The organism is Enterocloster sp. OA13, assembly GCF_022440595.1.
GTDB lineage: Bacteria > Bacillota > Clostridia > Lachnospirales > Lachnospiraceae > Enterocloster > Enterocloster hominis.
Genome location: NZ_JAKNTF010000001.1, coordinates 1,674,507 through 1,689,939 on the forward strand (window position 1 = coordinate 1,674,507; position 15,433 = coordinate 1,689,939).

Genomic DNA, 15,433 nt, shown 5'->3' on the forward strand with positions numbered 1-15,433 from the left:
ATGGGAAATCCCCCTTATTCAGCAATTTTCCTTGTCTTTTCCCGTGGTGCGGGGCACACGGAACCATACCCTGGAACCGGCGGACGATGTCTCTATCTTCAGTCCGTTATCCTCGCCGTATATGCTCTTTAGGCGGCGGTGCACATTCTTTAAGCCCACACCGCCCCTGCCCTCGCCGGAATACATCTGGATGATGATGTCCTTGGGGATTCCCGGCCCCTTGTCGGAGACGGAGATTTCCACGGAATCATCGATGGTGCGGGCCTGTATGGAAACCGTGCGCATGCCCTTGGCATCAGCGCCGTAACGCACCGCGTTTTCGACCAGGGGCTGGAGGATGAAGGATGGCACCAGGCAGTTTAAGTCGTCTTCCACATCCATGTCTACCTGTAACTTTTCCTCAAAACGGGCCTGTTCCAGTTCCAGGTAGCTGGACACATGGTACAGCTCGGTGTGCAGGTTCAGCATGTACTGGTCGTTCTCAAGGGTCTGGCGGTAGTAGGCGGAAAGGGTGAGTATCAGTTCCCTGGCCCGGTCCGGGTTTTCCCTGCACACGCACGATATGGTGTTTAATGCGTTGTAAAGGAAATGCGGGTTGACCTGGGACTGCAGGGCTTTGAACTCCGCCTTGCGGCGCAGCTGTTTCTGGTAGTCCAGGTCGGAAAGTTCCAGCTGGGTGGAGAAAAGCCTGGCCAGTTCGGATGCAAAGTTCAGGTTGGGCTGGGAAGTGACCCAGTGTTTCCTGACCACCATGGTCAGGCTGCCGATGGGTTTGTCCATCTCTATCAGAGGCGCTGTCACGATGATGTGGTTTTTCAGTATGTGGTACAGCGGGTCCGGCTTCTCGGCACAGGTGAAGGTGGTGGTCTTACGGTCATGGATGGATTCCAGGATGGGCTTTAGGAGGGCCCCGCCTTTTAAATCGTTGTATCTGGCTTCCCCTTTCATGGCCAGTACCTTCTGGGTATCTGTTATCATCACGGCTGCGCAGGAGGTGGAATTGTAGATGATCTCAGCGGCAGCTTCCATATCCGTTGTGCTGTAAAGCCCTTTCCTCAGATGGGGAAGGCTCTGCTCCACGATTCCCAGGGCCAGCCGCATCTTCTCCGCAAACTGGCTGTCCTCCTCCATGAACACGATGCTGAAGGTGCCGATGAAGGCAACCATGCCCAAGGCGTTCATGGTTATCATGGGAAATGCAATCAGCCCCACCAGCTCCAGGGCCGCTGGAAATGGTTTTGAGATGAACAGGATGATGACCATCTGGCAGACCTCTGCCAGGGCCGTGATAAGGAAGATTCCGGCGTTGTCAATCTTGCCTGCTTTAAAGCGCCGGGAAAATGCAGAACCGATCAGCCCTTCCACAAAGGTGGATATGGCGCAGGAAACAGCGGTGAAGCCCCCGATATCAAACAGGTAGCGGTGCAGGCCGCCGATGATGGCAGCCCCCATCCCGACATAGGGGCCGCCTAACAGTCCTGCTGCCAGGACGCCGATTACACGTGTGTTTACAATGGCACCCTGGGCCCGCATCCCTGTATAGGTGGAAACAATACTGACAAGTCCGAAGATGACTGCAAGGGCCGCACGGCTGCCGATGGGATTGTTTTCACCCAGCAGCATGCTGCGGACAACGGGAATCTTGGTCAGCATGGTGGCGATGAGAACCAGCAGCCCTATATTTAGAAGCAGGCTGAAAAACATGGTGTTGGACATGGCAGTCCTCCTTGGTGGAATTGTTTTATTACTGAATGTAGTATAAGTATACCAAATATTTGCAGAACAGGGAATCTTAAGAAAATCTTTTATTGTATTTCATCTTAAGGTATGCTAATCTATGTTCAAGGGCAACTGTACTAATATAATTAATACAGTCAACACAATGATATTTCAGAAAGGGGGAAGGAAGGGATGATTGTACTGGATTACAGGGACCGGAGACCTTTATATGAACAGGTGGCGGAGCGCCTGCAGGAGATGATGTTTAACGGAGTGCTTCCGCAGGATACGCAGCTTCCGTCCGTGCGCAGCCTGGCCACAGACCTGTCCATTAATCCCAACACAATCCAGCGGGCCTACGGCGAGCTGGAACGTCAGGGATATATTTACTCAGTTAAGGGAAAGGGAAGCTTTGTGGCTGACAGCAGCCGCATGAGGGCCGGGAAGCTGAAGGAGTGGAAGGGCCGTTTTACTGCTTCCGTGGAAGAGGGCATGAAGATCGGCGTTACGGCAGAGGATATGACAGGGCTTATGGAAGAGACATTCCGTGGGCATATGACAGAAAGGGGAGATGGGCATGATTGAGGCAGTGAACCTGACCAAACGGTTCGATGATATAGTGGCGGTTGACCATATAAGCGCCACCATAAAGGATGGAAGTGTTTTTGGCCTGATCGGCACCAATGGGGCCGGCAAATCCACGTTCCTCAGGCTGGCCAGCGGTGTGCTGAAACCGGACGAGGGATGTATCACCATAGACGGACATGAGGTGTTTGAGAATACGCCTGCGAAAAGGCGGTTCTTCTATATCTCAGATGAACAGTATTTTTTCAACAACTCAACGCCTTTGGAGATGATGCATTATTACAGGCATGTATATGAGGGATTTAATGAGGAGCGGTTCCACAAGCTTATGAAGAACTTCGGGCTGGATGAGAAGCGCAGGATCCATACATTTTCCAAGGGAATGAAGAAGCAGGTATCGGTTATCTGCGGCGTGTGTGCGTCCACGGACTATCTGTTCTGCGACGAGACCTTTGACGGCCTGGACCCCGTCATGCGCCAGACCGTGAAGAGTATATTTGCAGCGGATATGGAGGACAGGAACCTGACCCCCATCATCGCATCCCATAACCTGAGGGAACTGGAGGATATCTGCGACCATGTGGGGCTTCTGCACAAGGGAGGTATCCTTCTGTCAAAAGACCTGGATGACATGAAGCTTAACATCCATAAGGTCCAGTGCGTGCTCCAGCCCGGCATGAAGCCCGAGGACCTGGTGGCCCTTGATAAGGTGGGGATTGAGCAGCGCGGAAGGCTGTGCACGGTGACTGTCCGCGGCAGCAGGCAGGAGGTGGAGGCCATCCTATCCTCCTATGACCCGGTGTTCTATGAGTGCATTCCTCTGTCCCTGGAGGAGATATTTATCAGTGAAACGGAGGTGGCTGGTTATGACATCAGGAAACTTGTTCTCTAAGCTTATGAGGGAGGACTGCAAGCGGCGCACATGGGCCTTTGCCCTGGTCTTTTTGGCTTTTTTCTTCATCCTTCCCATAGGCCTGGCCCTTGCCATGGAGGATGCGGCCAATACACAGTATTATGTATATAACGGCTACAGGGATTTTGTACAGGACCCGTCCATGCCGCTGGCTGTCTACCAGGAAAAGCTTCTGGAACTGAAGACAAAGGTGGTTTTAAGCCAGGCGGAATTCGGAAACGGCATGGTGGTATTCCTTATGATGGCTGCAGCGGTTGTCATGGGGGTATCCAGCTTTTCTTATCTGCATAACAGGAAAAAGGTTGATTTTTACCACAGTATCCCGGTAAGGAGGGAACTGATTTACAGTGCGCGGTACGTGGGAGGCATCCTCATTGTAGGCATTTCCTATCTCATAAACCTGATTCTTATGTACGGGGTTGCCCTTTCTTACGGTGTGGGCACCGCAGGTATAGCCGGCGCAATGGCCGGAGGCCTGGCATTGAACATGCTGTTTTTCCTGCTGATGTACGCAGCAGTGGTGATAGCCATGATGATGACAGGTAATATGGTGGTTGGGATCCTGGCATCCGGTGTGTTCTTTTTCTTCTTTCCCGCAGTGATGCTGGTGCTGGAAGGGTACTGCGATATCTTTTTCGTGACAACAGCCAGGAATGCATGGACCTCCGATGGCTCGCCGTTTATGTGGGGAATGAAATACCTGTCCCCATTCAGCGTCTATCTGACAGCCCTTGACTGGCGGCTGGACGAAATCGTAAAGCATGTGCCGGAGCTTATCTGTTCCGGATTCGGCGTCCTGGCGCTTTTCTTCCTGGGCCTGCAGCTCTACCGCATCAGGCCTTCGGAGGCAGCCGGGAAGGCCATGGCCTTTAAGCGCACCATGGCGCCCATCCGTATCCTTCTTGTGCTGGGGTGCGGCCTTGCCGGAGGACTGTTTTTCTGGGCCATGCAGAGCAAGCTGCGCTGGGGTCTGTTCGGCACCATTGTATTCATAATCCTTACCCACTGCATTGTGGAAATCATCTATAATTTTGATTTTAAGAAACTGCTTGGCAGTAAGCTGCAGCTGGCGCTCTGCCTTGCGGCCGGCGTCCTTGTGTTCCTGAGTTTCCGTTATGACTGGTATGGATATGACTCCTACCTTCCTGATACGGATAAGGTGGTGTCTGCCAGCCTGGATCTGGATATAGACAGCGGCTGGCTGAATAACCAGTTTGTAAGCCGGGATGACCAGGGGGAATATGTGCTGGATTATAAACAGGCCTATGAAAACATTGAAAAGGATATGAAGCTTACGGATATGGACCTGGTCATGCCCCTGGTGGAAGAGGGAAGACGCAGCACCCTTCTTAACAGGGATGAACGGCTGGGGATTGTCAAACCAGTCACCCAGGTGCGGAATGTATCTTATATCGGGGGAGCAGACGGACCCACCTCTATTTTCATAGCGGGAAAGACCGGAGGGGAAGACGGCCCGTCTGATACGGGAATCAAGGCGTACCATACGGGCATGACCGTATGCTATCAGATGGGCAATGGGCGCAGTGTAAGGCGTTCCTATCAGATTGCCCTCTCAGATGTGATGGATGTTTACGGACAGCTGTACAAGGAGGCTGCTTATAAAGAAGGGCTTTACCCTGTGTTTCATGAAACGCCGGGAAATCTGGTAAAGGTAATCTACCGGGAAGGGGGGATGTCCGCCTATACCGGAGAGGACAGCAGGACGATTGAAAAACTGCTGGTTGCCTACCAGACTGACTTCATGGCCCTGGATACACAGACACGGATTAAAGAGGCTCCTGTGGGCGCCATTTCATTTGTGACGAAGGAGGCCCGGGATTACATGGACCGGAACCTGAAGCAGATGCGCTCCGGCGGAAGGGGCGGCTACTGGGACATGAGTATGGAGGATTTCATCCAGTACTGGCCGGTATACCCATCCTTTACCCATACCCTTCAGATCCTGGAAGGAGAGGGCGCTGAGCCGGGAAAACATTTTGCTGCCGACAATACCAGATCGGTCACCATCAATGTACAGTCCCTTTTCTACAATCGGGATTCCGGCAGCGGGCTTCCCCAGGACGATGAACTGGCCGATTTACAGAGGAAGAATCCCTATTATACAGAAGAAGGGAATCTGGTGATTACGGATCCGGCTGGGATAGCGCAGCTTATGGGGGCTGTGATGGAAGATGAATTCCAATCAATGGACCAGTTCCATCAGGTTTCAGGGGCTGTCTCCTACTGTGATGTGGAATTGGAAGGCAATATCCATGTTTCGGGCATCCTGCTGTTAGACAGGATGACGCCTGGGATGCTGGGAATCTTTGAAGGACTTCCTCTGGAGAATATCCTTTAAGGATGAAGGAAGATGCACCGGTGCTTATGAAGCCTGCTTCATGGGATCCGGTGCATTTTTCGGTTTCCATGTTTTCGGTTTCCCATCTGTCTTCATGGACGCAGGCCTGTCCTGGCCGTACAGGACCATCTGTCCCATGTAGGGCATGTAGGGCTTTCCGTTTCTTTTTATTGACAATCCATCCATGGAAAGCTACAATCATATCAACAGATGGGAAGGCTCCAAAAAACGCGCCTGCCCCAAGGGAGAAAGAGAGGACATAAGTATGATATCAGAGAAAATGAAACCATTGGTAAATAATAATTCCGCAATCCGGGCCATGTTTGAAGAGGGCAAAAAGCTGGCGGCCCTATACGGCGCGGAGAACGTATATGACTTTAGTCTCGGCAACCCCAATGTGCCTGCGCCGGATTCCGTAGGACAGGCAATCTGTGATATCCTGAAAGAAGAGGAGTCTACTTTTGTCCATGGATATATGAGCAATGCCGGTTATGAGGATGTAAGGGATACAATTGCACAGTCCCTGAACCGCCGGTTCGGCACATCTTTCCACCAGAATAATATACTTATGACCGTGGGCGCTGCCAGCGGACTGAATATCATCCTCAAGACCCTCCTGAATCCGGGGGATGAGGTCATTGCATTTGCTCCTTACTTTGTGGAATATGGCAGCTATGTGCGCAACTATGACGGCAATCTGGTGGTCATTTCCCCTAACACAAAGGATTTCCAGCCAAACCTTGACGAATTCGGGGAGAAGATTACCCCAAGGACAAAGGCGGTCATCATCAATACCCCCAATAACCCCACCGGAGTCGTGTATTCCGCAGGGACCCTGTCCAGGATGGCGGATATCCTGAGGGAGAAGCAGTCCCAGCTGGGGACGGATATTGTATTGATTTCAGATGAACCGTACCGCGAGCTGGCTTATGACGGCGTGGAGGTGCCTTATGTGACAGGGTTTTATGATAACACCGTCATCTGCTATTCCTACAGCAAGTCCCTGTCCCTTCCGGGCGAGCGTATCGGCTACCTGGTGATACCGGACGCCCTTAAGGACAGCGAAGAGGTGTTTAACGCCGCAACCATTGCCAACCGTGTCATGGGCGCAGTGAACGCGCCGTCACTGATGCAGCGCGTCATCAAACGGTGCGTGGACGAGAAGGTGAACCTGGAAGCATATGACCGGAACCGGAACCTGCTGTACAATGGCTTAAGGGACCTGGGATTTGAGTGTATCAAGCCAGAGGGCGCGTTCTACCTCTTCGTAAAATCACCGGAAGCAGATGAAAAGCAGTTCTGCGCCAACTGCAAGAAGTATAACCTGCTGGTGGTTCCGGGCAGTTCCTTTGCATGCCCGGGATATGTAAGGATTTCATACTGCGTGTCCTATGGGCAGATTGAACGTTCACTTCCTGCATTCAGGAAAGTGGCGTCTGATTACGGTCTGGTATAGGATAAGGACAGCCGGCAAGGGATGAAAAACGGCTGATGAAGTAAAGTATATGAGGTCAGAGGAAAGGGAGGAATCCAGAGTATGAGACCATGGGAAGCAAATATACGCCAGGTAGTGCCTTATGTGCCGGGGGACCAGCCGGGCGGTGATAGACTGATAAAACTGAACACCAACGAGAATCCGTATCCTCCGTCCCCGGGAGCCATTAAGGCCCTCAGGGAACTGGAGACGGACCGTCTGCGCAAATATCCTGACCCGGCGGCTTCCATGCTGGTGGAGGCCCTGGCCGGATATTACGGGGTAGAGGCGGACCAGGTGTTTGTGGGGGTTGGGTCTGATGACGTGATAGCCATGTCCTTCCTCACGTTTTTTAATTCGGATAAGCCGGTGATGTTTCCTGACATCACCTATTCATTCTACAAGGTGTGGGCGGACCTGTACCGGATTCCATATGAGACGCCTGCCCTGGATGGGGATTTTAATATCATCCCGGAGGATTATGAAAAGGAAAACGGGGGAGTCATTTTCCCGAACCCCAATGCGCCTACCGGTATCTATATGCCTCTTGAACAGGTGGAAGGGATCATAAAGGCCAACCAGGACGTGGTGGTGATCGTGGACGAGGCATACATTGATTTTGCAGGGAGGTCCGCGCTGGAACTGATTGGACGGTACGAGAACCTTCTGGTAGTACAGACCTTCAGCAAGTCCCGTTCCATGGCGGGCATGAGGATCGGCTTTGCCATTGGGAACCGGCGCCTGATCAAGGCCCTTAATGATGTGAAGTACTCCTATAACTCCTATACCATGAATCTGGCCTCCATTGTGATGGGCACGGAGTCGGTGAGGGATAAGGCATATTTTAAGGAGACAACGGACAAGATAATAGCTACCAGGGAACGGGCAAAGAAGCGGCTTAGCGGGCTAGGATTCACCTATCCGGATTCCCAGGCCAATTTCATCTTTGCGTCCCATCCCCGCGTGCCTGCATATAAGCTTTTTGAGGCGCTTAAGCAGGAGCAGATTTACGTGCGGTATTTCGGCGGGGAGAGGCTGTGTGACAGCCTTCGTATCAGCATAGGGTCGGATGAGGAGATGGAGGAGCTGTTTGCATTCCTGGAGCGGTATCTGAAGGATTTTTCATAAAAGACAGGATGGGTGATATGTATGGAAGAAGCAGGGTGGAGACATTATCTGAGACTCGTGCTTAATATTGTAATCCCGCTGACAGGATGGATTCTCCTGTGTTTTCTGGGACCAAAGATCTTAAAGTTTTTCATGCCCTTTGTCATTGGCTGGATCATTGCCATGATTGCCAATCCCCTGGTGCGTCTATTGGAGCGGAGGATGAGGCTGGTGCGCAAGCACAGTTCCATCGTCATCGTGGTGGCGGCCCTGGCCCTTGTCATCGGCCTTTTATACCTGATCATATCCAGAAGCTTTGCGCTGCTGTATGGATTCATAAAAGATCTTCCGGCCCTGTACGCCGGGATTGAGGGGGATGTGTCCAGGAGCATGGAGCAGATTGACCATGTGTTCCAGTTCCTGCCGGACAGTATCCAGCAGACCTGGTCGGAGATTGGGAATAATCTGGGAACTTATCTGGGCAAGGTGGTGGAGGGCATTGCGTCCCCCACCGTTGAGGCGGCCGGATCCGTGGCCAGGAGCATTCCTGCCATTCTGGTCTATATGGTGGTCACCATATTGTCCGCCTACTTCTTCATTGTTGACAGGGACAATATCCTGGCCTTTGTAAAATCCCATACGCCTGCCTGGAGCCAGCGGTATACCAGCTACTTAAAGGGGGAGGTCCGCAGGCTTATAGGCGGATATTTCATGGCCCAGTTTAAGATCATGGCAGTGGTATGGCTGATCCTCACGGTTGGATTCCTTGTGCTTGGGGTGGGATACGCCCCTCTTTGGGCATTCCTCATCGCGTTCCTGGATTTCCTTCCTGTGTTTGGCACGGGTACGGCCCTGATTCCATGGGGCTTAATTAAGCTGCTGGGCGGCGAATATGCCTTTGCGGCCGGGCTTCTGCTGATTTATGTCCTGACCCAGGTCACGCGCCAGCTGGTGCAGCCTAAGCTGGTGGGGGACAGCATGGGACTTAACCCGCTATTGACCCTGCTGCTTTTATATCTGGGATTTAAGGTAAATGGGATTGCAGGGATGATCCTGGCAGTGCCCATCGGCCTGTTTTTTGTAAGTCTGTATGACTATGGGGCTTTCCGCAAAATGACGGACAGCCTGGGTATCCTGATTAAGGATATGAATACCTTCCGGAAGAAGGAATAAGTTTGATTAGCAGGAGAAGGTTTAAGTGAGATGAAAGTTGAAAATAATCTGGATACGGATAAAGTACGCGGGCTGGTTTGGAGGCTGGCATTTCCCTCCATGCTGGCTCAATTTGTGAATGTGCTGTACAGCATAGTGGACCGGATGTACATTGGAAATATAGAGGGGATCGGGGCACTGGCCCTGGCCGGGGTGGGAATCTGCGGACCTGTGGTGACACTTATATCCTCCTTTGCCAGCTGGATCGGAGTGGGCGGGGCGCCCCTGATGAGCATCCGCCTGGGACAGAAGAATGAGAGGGCCGCCACTCAGATGGTGGCAAACTGTTTTGCGCTTTTAACAGGGATGGCGGTTGTCATCATGACCATTACCTTCCTGTTCAGGAAACCGCTGCTGGTATTTTTCGGCGCCAGCCCATCCATATTCCCCTATGCCGACGAGTACATGAGCTGGTACCTGTCCGGAACCGTGTTCGCGCTTCTGGCAGCAGGAATGAACCAGTTCATCATCTGTCAGGGATTTGCCAAGGTGGGGATGAAATCCGTGGTATTAGGGGCCGTATGCAATATTGCCCTGGATCCTGTTTTTATTTTTGCCCTCAACATGGGGGTTAAGGGAGCGGCCATTGCCACGGTGCTTTCGCAGATGGCCTCCTGCATCTATGTGCTGGTATTCCTGTTCGGGAAAATGCCCCTGGTGCGCATTACCTTTGGCGGGTACCGGTGGAATACCATGAAGCAGGTGCTGGTGGTGGGGCTTTCCCCCTTCCTCATCATTGCGTCGGACAGCCTGCTTATCATTGTCATGAACATGGTAATCCGCAAGTTCTCCAACCCGGCAGACGGGGACATGCTGCTTACCTGCAATACCATTGTACAGAGCTTCATGCTCCTCATCACCATGCCGCTGGGAGGAATTACCGGTGGAACCCAGACTGTTTTAGGTTATAATTATGGGGCGGGGAGGCCTGACCGCATCAGGAAGGCTGAGAAGCATATTGTTTCCCTGGGCCTGGCATTTACAGCCGTCATGTTTGTGATTGCCCAGACAGCGCCCGGATATTTCGTGCGTATCTTCACAAGGGAAGCATCCTATGTGGGGATTACGGAGTGGGCAATCCGTATGTATACGCTGGCCGTGATCCCATTGGCGGTCCAGTATACGGTAGTGGACGGTTTTACTGGAATGGGGATTGCGAAGGTGGCTGTCAGCCTGTCCATGTTCAGGAAATTCGTTTATTTTCTGGGGATGCTCCTCCTGCCCATGCTGTTCGGGGTGGAGAAGGTATTCTTTGCAGAACCCATATCGGATATCATTGCATGCGTCATGTCATCCTGCACCTTCCTGCTGTTAAGCGGCAGGGTACTGGGGGATAACCGGCGCCTGTAAATAAAATCATACATAATCGGAAGGAAGCGGAATATGAATATACTGGTAAGCGCCTGCCTGCTTGGCGTGGAATGCAGGTATAACGGCAAGGGCGTGCTGGATCCGGCTGTGAAGGCACTGATGGACAGACATTGCCTCATCCCGGTGTGTCCGGAAATCATGGGAGGTCTTGCAACCCCGCGCACACCCGCGGAGCGCGCCTGCGGGCGTGTCATTACCAGGGATGGGGAAGATGTGACCCCTGCCTATGAAAAAGGGGCGGAGGAAGCCTTGAAGCTTGCCATGCTTTACGGCTGCAGGGCAGCCGTCCTTAAGGAGAGGAGCCCTTCCTGTGGAAACGGGCAGATATATGACGGAACATTTACAGGAAAACTGACAGAAGGAGAAGGGGTCTGTGCAGGACTTTTGAAGTCCCATGGAATTAAGGTGTATGGGGAGAGCCAGATTGAAAGACTCCTGGAGGAATCAGAAAGGTATTGATGCATGAGCAAAGAACTGGATAAGAAGGAAGGGACATCAGTACAGGAGAAGAAGGAAAACGGACAGCGGGGAAAAAGCAGGAGCCGGGCTGCCTTCAGGGAGAGAAACGGCGGGCAGGCCAAGGCCCGGACGGATGAGGCGCCAGGCACGCCAAAGCACGGATTGGGGAAGGCGGCAGCGGCCCTGCTGGCGCTGGCAGCCGCAATCTGTGTGGGCGGCTATATCTATCACGCAGTGGGTTACCGGGATGCGTACCTGCCGCACACGGTCATCAACGGCATGGATGTGTCCGGCAGGACCGCTGCGCAGGTTAAGGAAATGATGGCGTCAGGGGTAAAGGATTACAGTCTGGTCCTGAAACTGAGGGGAGGTGGACAGGAAGCCATATACGGCGCGGATATCGGCCTGCACACCGTGTTCGACGGAAGCCTGGAGGAAATCATCCGGCAGCAGAACCCTTATGCCTGGCCAAGATACCTGTTAAAAGGACCGTCCTATGATATACAGACCATGATTACATACGATGAGACGGCCCTGGAGAAAGGACTTAAGTCCCTGGACTGCTTCCAGGCAGCCAATATCGTGGTGCCCTCTGATGCATACCTGTCCGATTATGTGGGCGGGGAGGGATACAGCGTTGTCCCGGAGACAGAAGGCAATGAACTGGATCTGCAGCTTGTCAAGGCAGCTGCAGGGGAAGGCGTGCGCACCCTTACGCCGGAACTGGACCTGGAGTCCCTGGGATGCTACCGGGAGCCCCGCATCCGCTCCGGCAACAGCTCGCTGGTGGCTGCCAGGGATGCAAGGAACCGGTATGTGAACATGACCGTGACCTATACCTTTGGCAGTACCAGCGAGGTCCTGGATGGCAGCACCATCCACCAGTGGCTTTTGGCTGAGGGGGACAGCGTGACCCTTAACAGGGATATGGCAGGGGATTACGTGAAAAACCTGGCGTCCAGATATAACACCGCATATAAGAAGCGTCCTTTTAAGACCAGTTACGGACAGACCGTGGAGGTAAGCGGATTCTACGGATGGAGGATTAACCAGGCAGCGGAAACAGAGGAACTGGTAAGGATATTGGAGGCAGGGGAGAGCGTTGTCAGGGAACCGGTTTACTCCCAGACAGCTGCCAGCCATGACGGGGCGGATTATGGCGGTACATACGCGGAGGTGAACCTGACGGCCCAGCACCTGTTTTTCTATAAGGATGGGCAGAAGATACTGGAGTCGGACTTTGTGTCCGGGAATGTGTCCAAGGGACATACCACGCCGCCAGGTATATTTGCTCTGACCTATAAGCAGAGGGATGCCGTGTTAAAAGGGGAAGGCTATGCAAGCCCGGTGAAGTTCTGGATGCCTTTTAACGGCGGTATCGGTTTCCATGACGCCAGCTGGCGCTCCAGCTTCGGCGGCTCCATCTATAAAACAGGCGGTTCCCATGGATGTGTGAACATGCCATATGCGGCAGCAAAGGAACTGTTTGAGAATGTGTACGCAGGCATGCCCGTGATCTGCTATGAACTGCCGGGGACGGAGAGCAGCCGTTCCAGCACGTCATCCGGCAAAGCCCCGGCCCCGACACCGGCGCCAGTCCCGACCCAGGCGCCGGCGCCGACCCAGGTTCCGGTTCCCGCTCCGACCCAGCCAGAGCCCGCACCTTCAGTTGGGGCAGCCCCGGAACAGACACCCCAGCCGTCCGTGCCTGCACCGCCCCAGCCTGTTCCGTCGGCGCCATCCCAGGCGTCTGGCGGGACGCAGCCGCAGGTATCCATAGACCCTGTGGGCCAATCCACACCCGCATCCACCGAAGGTGCGCAGCCCTCCAATCCGGCGGAGGGGTATGGGCCTGCATTTCAGACAACCCATCCCAGCGGTGAGGGCGGCCCTGGCGTGGGTTAGGATTGGAAGAATGTAGAAAAAAGGGACTTTTTTGAGGTGCGGGGCCCTTTTTCTGGTGAATTTATTGACAAATCAGGGAAAGCATTTTATAATGCCCTTAATGCATCTAGGGGATTACTTGTAAAGCCATTATTCAAAATTAGGGAGGATATGGACTATGGTAGAAGCTAAGAAAGATGTCAAGGCAGCAGCAAAGCCAGCCGAAGAAACAGTTAAGCCAGTTGTGAATGAAGAGGTGGCGGCTGCTCCGGTGGAAGAAGTAAAGGCAGAGGCTCCGGCAGCAAAGGCGGCAAAGGCACCGGCTAAGAAGGCAGCGCCTGCAGCCAAGAAGGCACCGGCCAAGACAGCGGCAGCCAAGAAGGAGACAGTTAAGAAAGAAGCTGTCAAGAAAGAGGCTGTTAAGAAAGAAACCGCTAAGAAGGAAACTGAGAAGAGGGCGCCGGCAAAGACCGCAGCCGCCAAGGCGGCACCGGCTAAAAAGCCAGCAGCTAAGAAGGCAGAGCCTGCAGCAGCCGTACATTTCCAGTTTGACGGAAAAGACCTGGTTGCAAAGGATGTCCTGGACCAGGCAGTTAAGGCATATAAGAGCACACACAAGGGCGTTGAGATTAAGAACATTGAGCTGTATATCGTTGCCAATGAAGGAGCTGCTTATTATGTGGTGAATGGCGAAGGAAACGATGATTTCAAGATTATGCTGTAATCCTTGGCAATAGGGATTGAAGGATGAGGTGAGCTGTTGTATCATTGGGATACGGCAGCTCATTTGCATTGAATGCAAGGTATGCGTGTGAAGGATAAAGGTGTGTATGAAGAATAAAGGATGGATATGAGATGGCGGATTTACCGGTTCGGTTTAAAGAGCGGATGAAGGAATTGCTGGGAGAGGGATATGAGGCATTTGAAGCCAGCTATGACAGGGAACGTGTCCAGGGACTGCGCCTGAACAGCCTTAAGACAGCAGAAGGAATGAGGGAAGGCTGGGAGGAGGACGGTGTCCGCGCGCTGGCTGAACAGGTGGCGGCGCAGGCAGGGCTTTGTCTTGGGAAGATTCCGTGGGTAAAGGAAGGATTTTATTATGACGCTGCTAAAAGACCCGGCAAGCATCCCTATCATGAGGCTGGCCTGTATTATATCCAGGAGCCAAGCGCCATGGCGGTAACAGAGCTTCTGGATCCCAGACCGGGAGAGCGGATCCTGGATCTGTGCGCTGCCCCGGGAGGCAAGTCCAGCCATATCGCGTCACGGCTGAAAGCCAGGGGATTCCTTCTGTCTAATGAAATCCATCCGGCCAGGGCAAAGGTCCTGTCCCAGAACATGGAGCGCATGGGTGTCAGGAACTGCGTGGTAACCAATGAGGATTCAGGAAACCTGGCGTCCCATTTCCCGGAATTCTTTGACAGGATTGTGGTGGACGCCCCCTGCTCCGGCGAAGGGATGTTCCGCAAGGATGAGGCTGCCAGGGAGCAGTGGAGCGAGGAACATGTGAGGATGTGCGCAGGGCGCCAGGGACAGATTCTTGACAATGCTGCAGCCATGCTCCGACCGGGCGGCCGTATGGTCTATTCCACCTGTACCTTTGCCCCGGAGGAAAATGAAGGCGCCATCCTGGCTTTTCTCAAGCGCCACAGTGGGTTCTGCCTGGAGGCAGTGGATGGGTATGAAGGATTTTCAAGGGGAAATGCAGGATGGGCCGCATATGGCGGCGCTGGATTGGCGGATGAGCCTGCAGAGGATCGGTATCATCTGGAACGGACGTTCCGTATCATGCCTCAGAACCTGGAGGGAGAGGGGCATTTCATAGCGGTCCTTAAAAAGGAAGGGCCGGATGTCCATGAAGGGTATCCCTGCATGAAAACAGCGGATTATCTGAAGGGCAGGAAAAAAGAAGAGCTTCTGAAAGAATACAGGGAATTTTTAACAGACAGCCTGACAGGACCTGAACATTACCTTATGCGGGAAGAATATGTATTATTCGGTGACCAGCTATACCTGCTGCCGCCGGACATGCCGGATATGAAGGGATTAAAAATCCTGCGCCCAGGGCTTCACATGGGAACCCTGAAAAAGAAACGGTTTGAACCTTCCCACGGACTGGCCCTGGCCCTTAAAAAGGAAGATGTGAAGCAATGGATTGAACTGCCTTCCGATGGTATGGAGGTAATCCGTTACCTGAAAGGGGAGACACTGTCAGCAGACGGGCTCCTGTCAGAAGGAAGCGGCAAGGGCTGGGGACTGGTACTGACAGACGGTTTCAGCCTTGGCTGGTGCAAGATGGCAGGAGGGATGGTCAAGAACCATTATCCAAAGGGATTGAGATGGATGTAGT

13 protein-coding genes are annotated in these 15,433 nt (G+C 53.2%); 11 read left to right on the plus strand and 2 right to left on the minus strand.

Annotated features, from left to right (window positions below):
- Nucleotides 1-18: 18 nt before the first annotated feature.
- Entirely contained in the window at nt 19-1,716 is a 1,698-nt protein-coding gene (locus MCJ35_RS07375; protein WP_025482217.1) for a LytS/YhcK type 5TM receptor domain-containing protein, read from the minus strand.
- Between the two features lie 195 nt (nt 1,717-1,911).
- Between MCJ35_RS07375 and MCJ35_RS07380 the strand changes: the two genes are divergently transcribed.
- The 3 genes from MCJ35_RS07380 to MCJ35_RS07390 are packed head-to-tail and all read left to right on the plus strand — an operon-like array spanning nt 1,912 to nt 5,576.
- Entirely contained in the window at nt 1,912-2,304 is a 393-nt protein-coding gene (locus MCJ35_RS07380) for a GntR family transcriptional regulator (RefSeq protein WP_008724932.1), read from the plus strand.
- Nucleotides 2,297-3,196 (plus strand): ABC transporter ATP-binding protein, encoded by a 900-nt coding sequence (locus tag MCJ35_RS07385; RefSeq protein ID WP_008724933.1) that lies wholly within the window; start codon nt 2,297-2,299, stop codon nt 3,194-3,196. Before MCJ35_RS07380 ends, MCJ35_RS07385 begins: the two co-directional genes overlap by 8 nt.
- Nucleotides 3,171-5,576, plus strand: a complete 2,406-nt coding sequence (locus MCJ35_RS07390) for a DUF6449 domain-containing protein (RefSeq protein ID WP_025482216.1) — start codon at nt 3,171-3,173, stop codon at nt 5,574-5,576. The genes MCJ35_RS07385 and MCJ35_RS07390 overlap by 26 nt, the downstream gene beginning before the upstream one ends.
- A 24-nt stretch (nt 5,577-5,600) precedes the next feature.
- Here the strand turns inward: MCJ35_RS07390 and MCJ35_RS07395 are convergent, their stop codons facing one another.
- Nucleotides 5,601-5,753: a hypothetical protein gene (locus tag MCJ35_RS07395; protein WP_155858373.1), complete on the minus strand. Its 153-nt coding sequence runs from the start codon at nt 5,751-5,753 to the stop codon at nt 5,601-5,603.
- A gap of 88 nt (nt 5,754-5,841) precedes the next feature.
- Between MCJ35_RS07395 and MCJ35_RS07400 the strand changes: the two genes are divergently transcribed.
- The 8 genes from MCJ35_RS07400 to MCJ35_RS07435 all read left to right on the plus strand — a co-directional run bounded on the left by MCJ35_RS07400 (nt 5,842) and on the right by MCJ35_RS07435 (nt 15,432).
- Complete coding sequence (locus MCJ35_RS07400) at nt 5,842-7,032, plus strand: pyridoxal phosphate-dependent aminotransferase (protein ID WP_008724939.1); 1,191 nt, start codon at nt 5,842-5,844, stop codon at nt 7,030-7,032.
- Nucleotides 7,033-7,113: 81 nt separating this feature from the next.
- A complete protein-coding gene (hisC, locus tag MCJ35_RS07405) occupies nt 7,114-8,178 on the plus strand; it encodes a histidinol-phosphate transaminase (protein WP_025482215.1) in 1,065 nt (354 codons plus the stop codon).
- A gap of 21 nt (nt 8,179-8,199) precedes the next feature.
- Nucleotides 8,200-9,330, plus strand: a complete 1,131-nt coding sequence (gene ytvI / locus MCJ35_RS07410; protein WP_025482214.1) for a sporulation integral membrane protein YtvI — start codon at nt 8,200-8,202, stop codon at nt 9,328-9,330.
- Nucleotides 9,331-9,360: 30 nt separating this feature from the next.
- Complete coding sequence (locus tag MCJ35_RS07415; protein ID WP_008724946.1) at nt 9,361-10,719, plus strand: MATE family efflux transporter; 1,359 nt, start codon at nt 9,361-9,363, stop codon at nt 10,717-10,719.
- A 33-nt stretch (nt 10,720-10,752) separates the two neighbouring features.
- Entirely contained in the window at nt 10,753-11,199 is a 447-nt protein-coding gene (locus MCJ35_RS07420) for a 2-thiouracil desulfurase family protein (protein ID WP_008724947.1), read from the plus strand.
- A gap of 3 nt (nt 11,200-11,202) precedes the next feature.
- Nucleotides 11,203-13,104, plus strand: a complete 1,902-nt coding sequence (locus MCJ35_RS07425; RefSeq protein ID WP_240299426.1) for a L,D-transpeptidase family protein — start codon at nt 11,203-11,205, stop codon at nt 13,102-13,104.
- 157 nt (nt 13,105-13,261) lie between these two features.
- Nucleotides 13,262-13,807, plus strand: coding sequence for a DUF6465 family protein (locus tag MCJ35_RS07430; RefSeq protein ID WP_025482211.1), 546 nt, complete (start codon nt 13,262-13,264; stop codon nt 13,805-13,807).
- A 131-nt stretch (nt 13,808-13,938) separates the two neighbouring features.
- Entirely contained in the window at nt 13,939-15,432 is a 1,494-nt protein-coding gene (locus tag MCJ35_RS07435; protein WP_025482209.1) for an RsmB/NOP family class I SAM-dependent RNA methyltransferase, read from the plus strand.
- The last annotated feature ends 1 nt before the right edge of the window (nt 15,433 follow it).